Source organism: Bradyrhizobium sp. JYMT SZCCT0180, assembly GCF_018130165.1.
In the GTDB taxonomy this organism is placed as follows: Bacteria; Pseudomonadota; Alphaproteobacteria; order Rhizobiales; family Xanthobacteraceae; genus Bradyrhizobium.
In genome coordinates this window covers 257,440-273,415 of the sequence record NZ_JAFCLZ010000009.1, presented here as the reverse complement: position 1 = coordinate 273,415, position 15,976 = coordinate 257,440, and the positions used below count along the sequence as shown (strand labels likewise).

14 protein-coding genes are annotated in these 15,976 nt (G+C 62.7%); 5 read left to right on the top strand and 9 right to left on the bottom strand.

What is annotated here, in order from left to right:
- Positions 1-351: 351 nt before the first annotated feature.
- From JQ641_RS15955 to JQ641_RS15945, 3 genes are all read left to right on the top strand, one after another.
- Entirely contained in the window at positions 352-1,371 is a 1,020-nt protein-coding gene (locus JQ641_RS15955) for a TRAP transporter substrate-binding protein (RefSeq protein ID WP_211996890.1), read from the top strand.
- A 62-nt stretch (positions 1,372-1,433) separates the two neighbouring features.
- The gene (locus JQ641_RS15950) at positions 1,434-3,332 is read left to right on the top strand and encodes a TRAP transporter large permease (RefSeq protein WP_211996889.1); all 1,899 of its coding nucleotides are present in this window, start codon (positions 1,434-1,436) and stop codon (positions 3,330-3,332) included.
- A gap of 28 nt (positions 3,333-3,360) precedes the next feature.
- The gene (locus JQ641_RS15945) at positions 3,361-5,022 is read left to right on the top strand and encodes an acyl-CoA synthetase (protein WP_211996888.1); all 1,662 of its coding nucleotides are present in this window, start codon (positions 3,361-3,363) and stop codon (positions 5,020-5,022) included.
- Positions 5,023-5,130: 108 nt separating this feature from the next.
- On the opposite strand, the gene JQ641_RS15940 is transcribed toward JQ641_RS15945, so the two are convergent.
- The 5 genes from JQ641_RS15940 to metG form a co-directional block, all read right to left on the bottom strand.
- Positions 5,131-5,763: an antibiotic biosynthesis monooxygenase family protein gene (locus tag JQ641_RS15940; protein ID WP_211996887.1), complete on the bottom strand. Its 633-nt coding sequence runs from the start codon at positions 5,761-5,763 to the stop codon at positions 5,131-5,133.
- A gap of 161 nt (positions 5,764-5,924) precedes the next feature.
- Positions 5,925-6,923, bottom strand: coding sequence for a L,D-transpeptidase family protein (locus JQ641_RS15935; RefSeq protein ID WP_211996886.1), 999 nt, complete (start codon positions 6,921-6,923; stop codon positions 5,925-5,927).
- A gap of 73 nt (positions 6,924-6,996) precedes the next feature.
- Positions 6,997-7,803: an MBL fold metallo-hydrolase gene (locus tag JQ641_RS15930; RefSeq protein ID WP_211996885.1), complete on the bottom strand. Its 807-nt coding sequence runs from the start codon at positions 7,801-7,803 to the stop codon at positions 6,997-6,999.
- On the bottom strand, positions 7,800-8,591 hold the full coding sequence (locus JQ641_RS15925; protein ID WP_211996884.1) for a TatD family hydrolase: 792 nt from the start codon (positions 8,589-8,591) through the stop codon (positions 7,800-7,802). The genes JQ641_RS15930 and JQ641_RS15925 overlap by 4 nt, the downstream gene beginning before the upstream one ends.
- A 14-nt stretch (positions 8,592-8,605) precedes the next feature.
- On the bottom strand, positions 8,606-10,162 hold the full coding sequence (gene metG, locus JQ641_RS15920; protein WP_349628567.1) for a methionine--tRNA ligase: 1,557 nt from the start codon (positions 10,160-10,162) through the stop codon (positions 8,606-8,608).
- On the opposite strand from metG, the gene JQ641_RS38700 reads away from it, so the two are divergent.
- A complete protein-coding gene (locus JQ641_RS38700; RefSeq protein ID WP_349628566.1) occupies positions 10,146-10,577 on the top strand; it encodes a hypothetical protein in 432 nt (143 codons plus the stop codon). The two genes, metG and JQ641_RS38700, sit on opposite strands and share 17 nt — an antisense overlap.
- Positions 10,578-10,617: 40 nt before the next feature.
- Here the strand turns inward: JQ641_RS38700 and JQ641_RS15915 are convergent, their stop codons facing one another.
- From JQ641_RS15915 to JQ641_RS15905, 3 genes are read right to left on the bottom strand one after another with little or no spacing between them, the layout of a single operon-like run.
- Positions 10,618-11,658: a DNA polymerase III subunit delta' gene (locus JQ641_RS15915; protein WP_211996882.1), complete on the bottom strand. Its 1,041-nt coding sequence runs from the start codon at positions 11,656-11,658 to the stop codon at positions 10,618-10,620.
- Positions 11,655-12,341 carry a dTMP kinase gene (gene tmk, locus JQ641_RS15910; protein WP_211996881.1) on the bottom strand — a complete coding sequence of 229 codons (687 nt, stop codon included), beginning with the start codon at positions 12,339-12,341 and terminating at the stop codon, positions 11,655-11,657. Before tmk ends, JQ641_RS15915 begins: the two co-directional genes overlap by 4 nt.
- Before the next feature lie 2 nt (positions 12,342-12,343).
- Complete coding sequence (locus JQ641_RS15905) at positions 12,344-13,606, bottom strand: D-alanyl-D-alanine carboxypeptidase family protein (protein WP_211996880.1); 1,263 nt, start codon at positions 13,604-13,606, stop codon at positions 12,344-12,346.
- A gap of 167 nt (positions 13,607-13,773) precedes the next feature.
- On the opposite strand from JQ641_RS15905, the gene JQ641_RS15900 reads away from it, so the two are divergent.
- Positions 13,774-14,715, top strand: coding sequence for an alpha/beta fold hydrolase (locus JQ641_RS15900; protein WP_211996879.1), 942 nt, complete (start codon positions 13,774-13,776; stop codon positions 14,713-14,715).
- Here the strand turns inward: JQ641_RS15900 and JQ641_RS15895 are convergent.
- Entirely contained in the window at positions 14,709-15,635 is a 927-nt protein-coding gene (locus JQ641_RS15895) for a septal ring lytic transglycosylase RlpA family protein (protein WP_211996878.1), read from the bottom strand. The genes JQ641_RS15900 and JQ641_RS15895 overlap by 7 nt on opposite strands.
- Positions 15,636-15,976 lie beyond the last annotated feature (341 nt).

Sequence of the window (15,976 nt, the reverse complement as noted above, 5' to 3'; positions counted from 1 at the left end):
AATCACGAAAACAACCCCATGCAAAGAAAGGCCGGTTCGGCTGCCGTATACCCGTAATTCGCATAAGGTATATTATGGAATATTTATATCTACAATTAGATCAGATATTTAGCGAGAACTCCTTTCAAGCCAGGTCAGACTGGCCCGGTTTCTTCGATCCAGAACGCGGCCCCAGACAGATCGCAAAAACAAACGCATGACTGCTCGCGGCTGTGTCCCGAAAACCGATATTGCCGCGGCCGGCGGACGCTGCAATAAGCCGCCCCGGGGAGATCGCTCGCAATGCCCACGCAGCATCCGGTCCGTACAGGATTGGGTCTCAAGAACAACAACCCTCAAGGGAGAAACCAGATGAGCTTTTCACGACGCACGCTTCTCAAGGCATCCGCGGCATCAGCGGTTTTGGGTGGCATCGGCGCCCCGTTGGTGGCGCGTGCCCAGACCGCCGAATTCACCTACAAATACGCCAACAATCTCCCGGACGGCCATCCGCTGAACACCCGCGCCAAGGAGATGGCGGCGGCGATCAAGGCCGAGACCAATGGCCGGTTCGACCTGCAGATTTTCCCGAACAACCAGCTCGGTTCCGACACCGACATGCTCAGCCAGATCAGATCCGGCGGCGTCGAATTCTTCACGCTGTCAGGCCTGATCCTGGCGACGCTGGTGCCGGCGGCGTCCATCAGCGGCATTGGTTTCGCTTTCCCGGATTACGACACGGTCTGGAAGGCCATGGATGGCGGGCTGGGCGCTCACGTCCGCGGCGAGATCACCAAGGCCAACCTCGTGGTCATGGACAAGATCTGGGACAACGGGTTCCGCCAGACCACGTCGTCGAGCAAACCAATCAACGGGCCTGAAGACCTCAAGGGCTTCAAGATCCGGGTGCCGGTTTCGCCGCTGTGGACCTCAATGTTCAAGGCGTTCGATGCAGCGCCCGCCTCGATCAATTTCAGCGAAGTCTATTCCGCGCTGCAGACCAAGATCGTCGAGGGCCAGGAAAATCCGCTGGCGATCATCTCGACCGCCAAACTCTACGAAGTTCAGAAATTCTGTTCGCTGACCAACCACATGTGGGACGGCTTCTGGTTCCTGGCCAACCGCCGCGCGTGGGAAAAACTCCCGGAGGATGTCCGGACCATCGTCGCCAAAAACATCAATGCGGCGGGCGTCAAGGAACGCGAAGACGTCGCCAAGCTCAATGCCGGCTTGCAGCAGGAATTGGCCGGCAAAGGCCTTGCGTTCAACCAGCCCAATGTGACGCCGTTCCGCGACAAGCTTCGCTCGGCCGGCTTCTATGCCGAGTGGAAAGGCAAATACGGTGAACAGGCCTGGGAGCTGCTGGAAAAGTCCGTCGGCAAGCTGTCGTAGCCGGATAGGGGTCTCAGACCCCTATCCTGTCTTTGGTTCATGCTGTGGTGCAGGGCGCTGCGATGGCTCATGCCGAACTGACCGAGAACGTGACCGGCGAGGTGGTTGAGCCCCCTCGCCGCCGCTCGCTGCTCGCGTCCATTGAAAACTTCCTTGGGATGCTGGTTGAGATCCCGGCAGCACTCCTGGTGGTCGCCGAGATCGTCATCCTGTTCGCGGGCGTGGTGGCGCGTTACGGGATGCACCGGCCGTTGATCTGGTCGGACGAACTGGCCTCGATGCTGTTCCTGTGGCTGGCGATGCTGGGAGCTGCCGTGGCGTTCCGGCGTGCCGAGCACATGCGGATGACGGCCGTGGTTGCGAGCGCCAAGCCTGCGCTGCGCGCCTATCTCGATCTGGTCGCGACCTCGGCCGCGCTGGCGTTTCTCTTGATGATCGCCTGGCCGGCCTTTGAATACGCCTATGAGGAAAGTTACATCACCACGCCGGCGCTGCAGGTCACCAATATCTGGCGGGCGGCGGCGCTGCCGGTCGGCATCGCCCTGATGGCGCTGTTTGCGTTGCTGCGGCTGATACGGGCGGGCAACGTCCGTACCGTTTTCGCAGCCATCCTGTCGGTTGCGCTGGTCATTGCGGTGTTCTGGCTGCTGAAGGGCTCGCTCAGGCCGCTCGGAAACCTCAACCTGATCATTTTCTTCGTCGGCGTGGCCGGATTTTGCGTGTTCGCCGGCGTTCCCATTGCGTTCGGCTTCGGGCTGGCGACCTATGGCTATCTGGCGCTGACCACCAATACGCCGCTGATGGTGCTGGTCGGCCGCATGGACGAAGGCATGAGCCATCTCATCCTGCTGTCGGTGCCGCTGTTCGTGTTCCTGGGGTTGCTGATCGAGATGACCGGCATGGCGCGCGCCATGGTGGCGTTCCTCGCAAGCCTGCTGGGCCATGTCCGGGGCGGGCTGCATTACGTGCTGGTCGGCGCGATGTACCTGGTTTCCGGCATCTCCGGCTCCAAGGCCGCCGATATGGCTGCCGTCGCCCCGGTGCTGTTTCCGGAAATGAAGGCGCGGGGCGCCAAGCCGGGCGATCTGGTCGCCCTGCTCTCGGCCACCGGCGCCCAGACCGAAACCATCCCGCCGAGTCTGGTGCTGATCACGATCGGCTCGGTCACCGGCGTATCGATTGCGGCGTTGTTCACCGGCGGCCTGCTGCCGGGCGTGGTGCTGGCGATCACGCTGTCGGCGCTGGTCTGGTGGCGCTACCGCGACGAGGACCTGACCCACGTCGCCAGAGCCAGCGGCGGCGAGATCGTCCGGGCGTTCATGATCGCCCTGCCCGCCGTGGCGCTGCCCTTCGTGATCCGCTACGCCGTGGTCGAGGGCATCGCGACCGCGACCGAGGTTTCCACCATCGGCATCGTCTATGCCTTCGTTGTCGGCTACCTGATCTACGGGCTGTTGATCTACCGCAATTTCGACTGGCGGCGGATCATGCCGATGCTGGTGGAAACCGCGTGCCTGTCGGGCGCGATCCTGTTGATCATCGGCTGCGCCACAGGGATGGCCTGGGGCCTGACCCAGTCAGGATTCTCGCGGACGCTGGCGGCGGCGATGACCGGCCTGCCCGGCGGTTCGGCGACCTTCATCGCGGTGTCGATCGTGGCCTTTGTGATCCTCGGCAGCGTGCTCGAGGGCATTCCGGCCATCGTGCTGTTCGGGCCACTGTTGTTTCCGATCGCGCGTGCCGTGGGTGTCCACGAGGTTCACTATGCCATGATCGTTATTCTGGCGATGGGTATCGGGCTATTCGCGCCGCCGTTCGGAGTGGGCTATTATGCTGCCTGCGCCATCGGACGCGTCGATCCGGCCGAAGGGATCAAGCCGATCTGGGGTTATCTGCTGGCGCTGATGGTCGGACTTATTATTGTGGCGATCTTCCCGTGGATTTCGATCGGGTTCTTGTAGGTTCAATTTTACTGACGGGACAAAGCCGATGAGCGCAGCCCAAACTCCAGACCAAGGTCAATACAGCATCGGATTGGACAAGACGCCGGCGAATTACGTGCCGCTGACACCGCTGAGCTTCCTTGCACGCAGCGCGGCCGTTTATCCTGACGCTGTCAGCACCGTCTACGAGGGCCGCGTCTTCACCTGGTCGCAGACCTATGGGCGCTGCCGGCGCTTTGCCTCATACCTCGCCGGCCGCGGCATCGGCCATGGCGATACGGTCGCGGCGATGCTGCCGAATATTCCCGCCATGAACGAATTGCACTTCGCGGTGCCGATGGCGGGCGCGGTGCTGAATGCGCTCAACATCCGGCTCGACGCGCCCTCGATTGCGTTTCAGCTCGATCATGGCGGCGCCAAAATCATCCTGGTCGATCCGGAGTTCTCCGGCGTCATCGCCGAAGCGCTGACGTTGATGAAGGGGCCCAAGCCTTTTGTCATCGACGTCGACGATGCGGCATTTGCCGGCGGCAAGCGGATCGGCGAACTCGAATATGAAGCGGCGGTGGCGCAGGGCGATCCCGGTTTCGTTGCGCGCCTGCCCGGCGACGAATGGGACGCGATTGCGCTGAGCTATACGTCGGGCACCACGGGCAATCCGAAGGGCGTCGTGACCCATCACCGCGGCGCCTACCTCAATGCTGTCAGCAACATCCTGGCCGGCAATCTCGGCCAGCATCCGGTCTATCTCTGGACGCTGCCGATGTTTCACTGCAACGGCTGGTGCTTTCCGTGGACCGTCGCGGCTTCCGCCGGCGTCAATGTCTGCCTGCGCAAGGTGGACCCGTCGAAGATTTTCGAACTGATCCCCAAACATGGCGTCACCCACATGTGCGGCGCGCCGATCGTCTACAACACGCTGATCAATGCGCCGGACGCCCCGAAGGGCGCCAAGGCGCGGCCCGTGGTCGGATTGATCGCGGGCGCAGCGCCTCCCGTTGCCGTGCTCGAGGGTGCCGAGAGCATCGGCATCAAGCTGACGCATGTCTACGGCCTGACCGAGGTCTACGGCCCGGCGTCGGTCTGCGCCGAGCAGCCGGGCTGGGATGAACTGCCGGCCGATCAACGCGCCCAGCTCAAGCGTCGGCAGGGCGTGCCCTACCCGCTGCAGGAAGGCGTCACCGTGATCGATCCCGAAACCATGCGCGAAGTGCCGCGCGACGGCGAGACCATCGGCGAGGTGATGTTCCGCGGCAATATCGTGATGAAGGGCTATCTGAAGAACGAGAAGGCCACGAGCGAGGCGTTTGCCGGCGGCTGGTTTCACACCGGCGATCTCGGCGTGCTCGATGAGAGCGGCTACGTCATCATCAAGGACCGCTCCAAGGACATCATCATTTCCGGCGGCGAAAATATCTCCTCCGTCGAGGTCGAGGACGTCCTCTACAAGCACCCGGCCGTGCTGTTCGCGGCCGTGGTGGCCAAGCCCGATCCGAAATGGGGTGAAGTGCCCTGCGCCTTCGTCGAGCTAAAGGACGGCGCGACAGCGAGCGAGGCCGACATCATCGCGTTCTGCCGCGGCCACATGTCCGGCTTCAAGACCCCGAAGACCGTGGTGTTCGGCGTCATTCCAAAGACGTCGACTGGGAAAATTCAAAAATTCCTGCTGCGTAATCAGGTCGACTCGGCGAAGGCGATTTCGGCTTGAGTTCGTAGACCGTAGGGTGGGCAAAGGCGCCTAGGCGCCGTGCCCACCATCGTTTGTCAGATTTCCTCGAGAGTGGTGGGCACGCTTCGCTTTGCCCACCCTACGAAGCTACGCCTGCTCTCGCTTCACCGGCGGGTAATACTGCGGCGCCTCGGCCCGTTCGTACATTCCGTAGTCGCGCATGACTTCGAAGACGCGGAAATATTCCGTCGTGGGATCGGCAAATAGCCCCCCACCGAATGCGGCACCGCCCGCTTCGTTCGGCACGTCGATCAGGTGGGCATACTGACCTTCGCGATAGACGCTCGTGAACGCGTCACGGCGCCAATCGGTTGCGACTGGAAGTTCGGCGCTTCGCGATTCCGCCGCCAGCACATAGGTCGGCGGACGGCGCGAAGGATCGTTGTAGGGCGTCCGCTTCTTCGGCTGCCAGACAGGCTGTCCCGGCCTTTCTTCGTGAATGACCTGAGCGACGCGAATACGGTAGTCCGAAAAGACTTTCTCGCGGCCGATGGTCTGGACCTCGTGATGGTGGCCTTGCGCCCGCCAGGCCGTCAGAGCCGCCTCGTCCTGCCATATCTGGTAGGACAGCAACAGGTTTTCCTGTGTCAAACTCCTGAAGCGGTCAATGAAAAGACAGCCACCCATCGCCTCAAGCTCGGGCTTCAGTGAAGCGGCGAGATTGAGATACTGGTCCCGGCGCCCGGGCCTTGTCTGAACTCCGAAGAACAGGCCAATCATTACGCTACCCCTCTTTCTTCCCAACGTAGTCCGTTTGCTCCACCCGCTCCAGCGTCAACCGTCATGGGCCGGATCACGCCAGCCTGTAGAGGCTGCGCAGCACTTCATAATCCTGTTGGCGATGACAAGAAGCGGCGCGGCTTGAACCGCGCTGGGACGATCTAGCTCTTTCCGCTCGCCGGCGGCTGCTCGACGAAAACGACCACTGTTCCCTTCTTGACGCTCTTGCCCAGCAAGCCGGCATCCCAATTGGTCAGCCGAACGCAACCGTTGGATTCAGACTTGCTGACCGTGGAAGGGTTGGACGTGCCGTGGATGCCATACCCCTCCGCTGAAAGCCCGATCCAATAGATTCCCACGGGGTTGTTCGGGCCGGGTTTGATGTTGAACGCCTCTTTTGATTTGACGCCCTTGAATTTGTAGTCGGGATTATAGCGGTAGTTCGGATTGGCATCGGCGGACACGACCTTGAGCGTGCCGCTCGGGGTTGGCTTTTCCTTACTCCCGACGGTCGCTGGAAAGAATGCGACAAGCTCGCCGGACGAGGCAAAGACCTTGACGGTCTGGCGCGATTTGTCCACCTCAATCCGCTCAGCCTTCAATTTGGCGTCGTTGCCGGCCACGGCCGTGACCATAACGACTTCACCTGCCTTATCGAACTTCTTTCCGGGGTTCAGCGCTTCCAGCAGTCCCTCACTCATGTGAAATTTCTCGGCAAGGCCCTCGCGCGGGCTCACATAGCCAACAGTCTTGAGGTCCTGCATGGCTTCCATCCTGGCGGGAAGCTTTTCAAGGAAGGGTCCCTTAATATCGTCGCTGGAAATCTTGTACTCGATGACGACGGCGTCCGAGCTTGTCCCGGCAAGCGCCTGCCATACCTCCGGTGTCAGTGCCTGAGCCGGCTTCAAGCCCTTCGCCTCGGCGAAAGCCTTCAAGGCCTTCTGCGCGTTTTCGCCGAGCTTGCCGTCGATCTCTCCCGGAGAAAAGCGCGCGCGATCGAGCAGGACCTGAACCTTGACGACGAGCGGATCGGCTTTTCTTTCTGCCGGAGGTCTTGCAGATTCAAATTCTGCATTGTTGATCGATGCGGCGTCCATTCCGGCCGCCGGCAACATCAGCCAGACCCACAGGACCGGCGCGACCAACAAGCGGCGGATCATCTCTGCTCTCCCGAAACGGAGCTTTCGATGATAATCGGTTCGTGCCGACGAAGTTCCTCACGCCGCCCGGGCCTTAGCCCGCCCGCTCCAGCGTCAGGCGCATCCCGTCAAAAGCCGGAATCACGCCGGCCGGGAGGCTCTGGCGCAGCACCTCGTAATCGAGGTCGGAATGCATGTTGGTGATGACGGCGCGGCGCGGCCTGAAGCGCTCGATCCACGACAGGGCATCGTTGACGCTAAAATGGCTGGGATGCCCAGCGTAGCGCAGCCCGTCGATGATCCAGAGCTCGAGGTTTTCGAGGGCATGCCAGCTCTCCTCGGGAATGTCGTGGAGGTCGGGCGTGTAGGCGGCGTCCCCAATGCGAAATCCCAGCGCGGGAATCTTGCCGTGGTGAACCAGGAAGGCGGAAAGCTCCACCGGCCCTCCCTTCCCCTGTGTTGTGTGGCTCTCGCCGGCTTCGATCGAGTGACGCGTCAGGATTGGCGGGTAATCGCTGCCCTCGGGCGCGATGAAGCAATAGGAGAACCGCGCCATGATGTCTTTCGCGGTCGACTGATTGAAGTAGACGGGAATGCGGCGGCGCTGGTGCAGCACGACCGAACGCAAATCATCGATGCCATGGGTCTGGTCGGCGTGCTCATGCGTCAGGAACACCGCGTCGATATGGTCGACATTGGCGTCGATCAATTGCTCGCGCAGGTCAGGCGAAGTGTCGATCACGATCCGCGTGGTGCCGTGGGCGCCCGCGCGCTCAACCAGCAGCGAACAACGGCGGCGACGATTCCTGGGGTTGCTGGGATCGCAGGCGCCCCAACCCAGCGCCGGACGCGGCACGCCGGCGGAGGAACCACAGCCCATGATCGTCAGCGTCAGCGTCATGCGGTCGCTTTCGGCGCGGGTACCTTGGAGAACAGGCGAAAGAAGTTTTCGGTGGTCTGCCGCGAGATCTGCTCAAGCGAAACCCCGCGCGCCTCCGCCAGCACCTTGGCTACCTCGACCACGTAGGATGGCTCGTTGCGCTTGCCACGGAATTTGCCGGGCGCCAGATACGGCGCGTCGGTTTCGACCATGATGCGATCGGCCGGCAGTTCGGCGGCGAGTTCGCGCAAGGCTTCCGACTTCTTGAACGTCAGGATGCCCGTGAACGAGATCGAAAGTCCCAGCGCGATCGCCCTCATCGCCAGTTCGCGTCCGCCGGTGTAGCAATGCAGCACTGCACGAAACGGTCCCTTGGCCATTTCCTCTTCGAGGATGCGACCGCAACCTTCATCGGCGTCGCGGGTGTGAATGATCAGCGGCAGGCCGGTTGCGCGCGCGGCGGCGATGTGAGCGCGAAAGCCGCGCTCCTGCGCTTCCGGCGAGCCGTCGTCGTAGAAATTATCCAACCCCGCCTCGCCCAGCGCGACCACCTTGGGGTGCTTCGTCAGTTCGATCAGCTCGGCTGCCGGAATGCCGTCTTCCTCGTCGGCGTGATGCGGATGGGTTCCGACCGAGCAATAGACGTTCGGAAACCGCTCGGCGATTTGCAGCAGGCCGCCAAGCCGCCTCACCCGCGTCGAAATGGTGACGATGCGGCCGATTCCAGCGCTCTCGGCGCGCGCGACAATGCCGTCGAGATCCTCGGCGAAATCGGGAAAGTCGAGATGACAGTGGCTGTCGACGAGCATGGCGTTCGAACCGATCAATCTGCCTTTGGTTCGACGTAGCGCGGAAACACCCCGACCGGCGCCGGCAAGACTGTACCTGCGGCGATGCGCGTGGGTAGTGCCGCAAAATTACGCGACTTGATATCTTGGGGGATACCGAGGCTGTCCAGCAGCTTGCCGGAGGATTCCGGCATCACAGGCTGTGCCAGGATGGCGACCTGACGCACGACTTCCGCGGTCACGTACAACACAGTCTTCTGCCGCGCCGGATCGGTCTTCGCCAGCGCCCACGGCGCCTCGCCCGCAAAATAGCGGTTGGCTTCCGCCACCACGGCCCACACGGCGCTCAGCCATTGGTGGATCTGCTGCGTCGCCATCGCCGTGCGCGAGGCCTCCAGCATGGCGTCGGCCTGCGCCAGGATTGCCTTGTCGTTGTCGCTGAACTCGCCGGGCTCCGGCAGGATGCCGCCGAGTTGCTTGGCGATCATCGAAAGCGAACGCTGCGCCAGATTGCCGAGATCGTTGGCGAGGTCGGCATTGATACGCGCGACGATGGCCTCGTGGTTGTAGCTGCCGTCCTGGCCGAACGACACTTCGCGCATGAAGAAATAGCGTATCTGATCGACGCCGTACTGCGCCGCCATGGCGAAGGGATCGACGACGTTGCCGACGGACTTCGACATCTTCTCACCGCGGTTGAGCAGGAAGCCGTGGCTGAAGACACGATGGGGAACCTCGACGCCGGCCGACATCAGGAAAGCGGGCCAGTATACGGCGTGGAAACGCACGATATCCTTGCCGGTGACATGCAGATTGGCCGGCCAGTAACGCCGGAAGTCGGCGCCTTCGACATCCGGATAGCCGGCGGCCGTGATATAATTCGTCAACGCGTCCAACCAGACGTACATGACATGAGACGGGGAGCCCGGCACCTCGATGCCCCAGTCGAACGTCGTTCGCGAGACCGATAGATCCTTCAGGCCGCCTTTGACAAAGCTCGCAACTTCATTGAGCCGCTCGCGCGGCAGCACGAAGTCGGGCACGTCAGCATAGAGGGCGAGCAACTTGTCCTGATAGGCCGACAGGCGGAAGAAATAGGTCTCTTCCTCGGTCCACTCGACCGGCGAGCCCAGCGGCTCGCGGCGAACGCCATCGTCCCCGACGGTGGTTTCCGCTTCGTCGAAATAAGCCTCCTGACGCACCGAATACCAGCCGGCGTACTTGTCGAGATAGATATCTCCGTTCTTCTCGATCGCGCTCCAGAGTGCCTGGCACGCCCGCTTGTGGCGCGGTTCGGTGGTGCGGATGTAATCGTCATAGGAGATGTTGAGCGCGGCCATCATGTCGCGAAAGCGCGCGGAGTTGCGATCGGCAAGCGCGATCGGCGTGAGGCCCTCGGCGACCGCGGTTTGCTGCATCTTGAGGCCGTGCTCGTCGGTTCCCGTCAGAAACCGCACGTCGAAGCCGTCGAGCCGCTGAAAGCGGGCGATCGCGTCGGTGACCATCGCGGTATAGGCATGCCCGATGTGCGGTATGCCGTTCGGATAGAAGATCGGCGTCGTGACGAAGTAACTGTTGCGTGGCGTCGCCACCGCCGGCGTGGCAGCCTTCGGGCGCTTCGGCGCGGACGGCGGCTTTGCGGCCGGGACTATTTCCCTGGGCGCATTCTCATGCGTATTCTTGGGAGTATTGTTGGGAGTATTCTTGGGCGCGGTGGCGCGCTTCTTCGATGTCGTGTTCTTTGCGGATTTCTTCGACGATTTCTTCGCAGGTTTCTTGGCGGCCTTCTTCGCCGCCGACTTCTTCAGGGCTTTCTTTGCCGTCTTCTTCACGGATTTCTTGACGGCTTTCTTGGCAGCCTTCTTCGACGCCTTGCGCGATGTTTTGACAGCGCGTTTTTTAGCGCCCGCCTTTTTGGTGGTACGCGCAGGCGAAGACTTGCGGGCCTTGGCCTTCTTCTTTTTGGAGGTTTTCTTTTTAGCCTTCGCCACCACGAATTTCCTTTAAACGTTCAAATCAGATTGTCCGGATTATATCGAACGGAGCGTCACCGCGTGGCTTCCGCGAGCATCCCGAACACCGAGAAAACCAGCGGTTTTCGTTCCAGATTATACGATTCCGTATCGCGCGCGGCGCGGATGATCTTTTCCCATACCTCCGCCAGCCGTGCAAGGCGCGGCAGGTTGGCGTTGGCGTTATCCGCGCGCAGCTTTTCGCTGATCCAGCGATCGACGCCATCGACGAAGGCCGCAAGGGCCACGCGGTCGCTGCCGCCGAGCGCGTCGCCGAGCGCGTGCAATTCGCGCGGGTCGACATTTGGCAGGGTCGCCAGCAGCGCCGCGGTCCGTTGCTGCAGCTTGAGCGCATCGCCGCCGAGCAGCGTGACCGCGCGCGAGACACTGCCCTCCGCCGCCTCTGCCGCTTCCGCAAGCGCGGGATCATCGACCATCATGTTCCCAGCCTGTGCGGCGGCGTCGATAACGTCTACGGTCGCCAGCGGTCGCAGCGGCAATTTGCGGCAACGGGACAGGATGGTCGGCAGCGCCCGCGCCGGCGAATGACTGACGAGCAGGAACAGCGATCGCTGCGGCGGCTCCTCGAGAATCTTGAGCAGCGCGTTCGCCGCGTTAGGATTGAGCTCGTCGACGGTATCGACGATGCAGACCCGCCAGCCGTCGACCGCCGCGGTCGAGCCGAAGAACGAGATCGTCTCGCGCGTCTCGTCGACGGTGATGACGGTGCGCATCACGCCGCGGTCGTTGAGGCTGCGTTCCAGCACCAACAGCCCGCCATGGGCGCCATTGGTAACCTGCCGCGCAACGGGATCGGCGGGATCAACGGCCAGCGTCTCCGCGCGTTGCGCCGATGGCGACAGCGGGTTGGGATGCGTCAGCACGAACCGCGCCATGCGATAGGCCAGCGTCGCCTTGCCGATGCCCTGCGCGCCGCCGATCAGCCAGGCATGCGGAATGCGGCCGCTGCGGTAGGCGTTGAGCAGTGCGATCTCCGCATCGCGATGCCCGAACAGGTCTGGCGTTTCGCGGGGATGCCGGACCGCGGTGTCCTGCTCAACCTTGCGGGCACTCATGCGGAACTCGCCGTCGAGGAAATAGCGAACAGGTGATCGCGCAAGGCCTTCCAGACACGGGCGGCAACCACGTCCGTATCCGCATTGGCATCGATCAGCGCGCAGCGCTGCGGATCTTCCGCGGCGATCTGCTGGTAGGCATCGCGCAAATCCTGGTGGAACTTGACGTCCTCCGCCTCGAAACGGTCGGGCGCGCCGGTGCCGCGGCGGGCGGCAGCGCGCTTCAGTCCGACTTCAACGGGGATATCAAGGATGATGGTCAGGTCCGGCTTGAGGTCGCCGATGGTGACCCGCTGCATGGCGTTGAGCACGGCGGGCGAGACCTGTCCCAGCCGACCCTGATAGGCACGCGTCGAATCCGAAAACCGGTCGCACAGCACCCAGATCCCCTGGCTGAGCGCCGGCTGAATCACCGTGCGCACATGGTCGTCGCGGGCGGCGGCAAACAGCAGCGTTTCCGCCTCCGGCCCGAGCAATTTGCCCATGCCCGACAGCACGAGATGACGGATGATTTCGGCGCCCGGCGAGCCGCCGGGCTCGCGGGTGACGATCGCGCGCAGCTTTGCCGTTGCAAGGCGGTCGGCAAGTTTCTTGATCTGCGTGGACTTTCCGGAGCCCTCGCCGCCTTCGAACGAAATGAACTTCCCGCGTCCCGAAGGCCGGCTCACCGTTGCTTCGGCCATAATCAGAGCTTCTCTGCGCTCGCGCGGAACATGCCGATGACAAGCTCGCTGGCGCCGTCGATCGCCCGGCGCATCGTCGAACCGGTCGCGACCGCCTCCGCAGCATAGACCGGCGCCTCCATCGCTACATTGCCGCCGCGCCAGACCCGCACCACGCCGACCGGCTGGCCCTCGGCGACCGGCGCACGCACCGGGCCGCTATAGACCAGGCGCGCGATCAGTTTTTCGCTGCCGTTCTTCGGCACCATCACCTTGATCGGCTCGCGGCTCGCCAGCTTGACCGACCGGCTTTCACCGCCGAACACCTTGGCGTATCCGACCTGTTGATTGGCCGCGAACAGCGTCCGCGCCTCGAAATTGCGGAACCCCCATTCCAGCATTTTCTTGGCTTCCGACGCGCGATCGTCGGGGTCTTCAAGCCCGTTGATCACGACAATCAGCCGGATGTCGTTTTGGACGGCGGAGCCGACCATCCCGTAGCCGCCGTCCTTGGTGTAGCCGGTCTTCAGCCCGTCGGCGCCACTGAGCGAGTTCAGCAGCGGATTGCGGTTCTGTTGCCGGATCTTGTTCCAGATGAATTCCCTCTCCGCGAACAGCTTGTACATGTCCGGATAGGTTTGAATGATATGGCGCGCGAGGACAGCCAGTTCGCGCACTGTCATCTTGTTGGCGGGATCGGGCAACCCGTTGGAATTGCCGAAGGTCGACCTGGTCATGCCGAGCTCGCGTGCCCGCTTGGTCAAGAACTCGGCGGCAAAGATCTTCTCGTTTCCGGCCATCCCCTCGGCGAGCGCGATGCAGGAGTCGTTGCCGCTCTGGATGATCGCGCCCTTCAGCAGATCGTCGACCGAAACCTTGCTGTTGAGGATGGCAAACATGGTCGAGCCGCCCGCCGGCGCGCCGCCTTTGCGCCAGGCGTTTTCGCTGATGCGGTATTCGTCGGTCAGTTTGACCTTGCCGGTCTTGACGGCGTTGAACACCACCTCGGCCGTCATCAGCTTCAACATGCTCGACGGTGCCCGCAGCTCGTCGGCGTTCTTTTCGAACAGCACGCTGCCGCTGGTGCCTTCGATCAGGATCGCGGTCGGCGCGTCGCCGTCAAAACCGCCCTCCGCTTCCTTCTTGGCGCCCTGCACGCTGTTGTTGGCGGCGTAGACAATCCCGCCCCAGCCGACGGCCAGTGCCAGGGTGGCCGCGATCAGGCCCCGCCACGGACGTGCGGCCGCGGCGTCAGATTTGCGGGAAACGGGTCTGTCGGCAGCCATTGGCGATGTCCTGAATCCCGGCGTTCTAACAGTTGGAAGTATCGCAAACAACACAGGTTTTCGGACTTGTGGATCAACCGATCCAATTGCGGCGCCGACCGAACGACCGTATCCTTCGGGGGCGCTGCAATTTCCCGACAAGATACGAAAAACGGGGCGGAAACGCGATGCCATCCTCACGGACCATTTCTGCCAACGGGATCGAGTTGTTTGTGCTCGAGCAAGGTCAGGGTCCGCTGGTGCTGCTCTGTCACGGCTGGCCGGAATTGTCCTATTCTTGGCGGCACCAGATCCCTGCGATCGCGGCAGCCGGTTTCCATGTCGTGGCGCCGGACATGCGCGGGTTTGGCCGCAGCAGCGCGCCCGCCGAAATCGGGGCTTACAGCATCTTCGACAATGTCGGCGACATGGTCGCGCTGGTGTCGGCGCTGGGCGAAAAGCAGGCCGTCATTGTCGGCCATGATTGGGGCGCGCCGGTTGCCTGGCACGCGGCGATGTTCCGCCCGGACGTTTTTACGAAGGTTGCTGGCCTCAGCGTACCGCCCCCGTTCCGCGGCCGTGGCCGGCCGCTGGACAGCCTGCGTGACGGTGGAATCACCAATTTCTATTGGCAATATTTTCAGACCCCCGGCGTTGCCGAGGCCGAATTCGAGCGCGACGTCGCCTTGACCATGCGCCTGGTCCTCGGGCGCGGGGTGTCCGACCCGGCCGCGCTCTACGTCACCGAGGGCAAGGGCTTTCTCGGCAACATCGGCCCCGTCGTGAAGCTGCCGGATTGGCTCGATGAGGCCGACATCGCCTATTTTTCCAAGGTCTATAGGGAGTCGGGCTTCCGCGGCGGACTGAACTGGTACCGCAATCTCGACCGCAACTGGGAACTGACCGCCCCTTGGCAGGGGGCGCAGATCCATCAGCCGTCATTGTTCGTCGCGGGATCGAAAGATTCCGTCATCACCGGCCTGATCGGCGCCAAGCGCGTTACCGAACTGGAGCGGGTGCTGCCCAACCTGCGGCAAAAGCTGATCATCGACGGCGCCGGTCACTGGGTTCAGCAGGAACGGCCCGATGAGGTCAACGCCGCTTTGATAACCTTCCTGAAGAATCAGTAGAGCCCGCGCCCGCTCAGAACCTCGCTCGGGCCGCGCGGATCGATCGGCAGATACGCCGAGCGCGGCGTGGCCGCATAGCCCGGCTCGTTTTCGTAAGAGACCGCACGCGGATTTTCCAAAGCCCGGCCCCGGGTGCGGTTGGAGGTCGACATTTCCGAGGTCGCATTGATCGAGGCGTAGTCCGCCGACGTGTTGCCGAGGCTATAGGGCCGTCCCTCAGGCATCGGAACCTCGCCCCGGATCCGGCCTGCGGATGACGGCATCTCGGGAACGAACGGCCGGGCGGAAGCCACCCGCACCGTGGACGGTGACGGCGCCGGAACGCCGGTCCGCAAAGTTGCCATCAGCTGGCGATCGTCGGAACCCTCCAGGGGGGCCCGCCCAACATACTCAACGCGGACCTTGGCGACGCCATTGCTTTTGAAATCAAGCAGATCGGCCGCCTTGTTCGAGACGTCGATGAGGCGGTTGCCGTGGTATGGGCCGCGGTCATTGACGCGAACCACCAGCGATTTGCCGTTACGCAAATTGGTGACGCGGGCGTAGCTGGGGATCGGCAGGGTCGGATGGGCTGCGGTCAGCGAGAGCATGTCGAATACTTCGCCATTGGCGGTCAGTCGGCCGTGGAAGTCGTCGCCATACCAGGAGGCCATGCCCTCCGCGCGATAGTCGGGGTCTTCCTCGGGCACGTAGACCCGCCCAGCAACGGTGTAGGGTTTGCCGATTCGGTAGGTGCCGCCGCCCTTCGGCACGGGCTCGCCCATCGCCACCACCCGGGGGCTCGAGGAAACGCCGTACTTGGGATCGACGCGGCTCGCGAACTTGCCCGACGAGGCGCAATTGGCAAGGAAGAGACAGGCGCCCACGGCAGCAGCGCCACGCGCCACCCGGACCATCGATTTCGGCCGTCGAATCCCCATTTGCCCCAATTACCATTCCTACGGCCGCATGCCTACGTTGAGGCTGCATGGCCTGATTCCTTGATACGGCCCACCTCCGCACCAAGTCGTAAAGATATCGCAACCCGAACACGGCGGAAATGCGGTGCGCGCCGCCGTGGTGAATCAATGGTTGCTTCCGGTGTGGTCGCCTTGGGTTTGCCGTGGTCCCCCGGCGGTTTACGGGCTTCATTGTGACGATCGCCCATAGACCACCCCTGCCCTGTCCCGCTTTCAGACAATCTGTTGCACCAAATCATCACTCGGCCCGGATCTGTCGTTTCGGCCACTGAATCTTTTTGACTGTGCAACGTCGCAGTCGT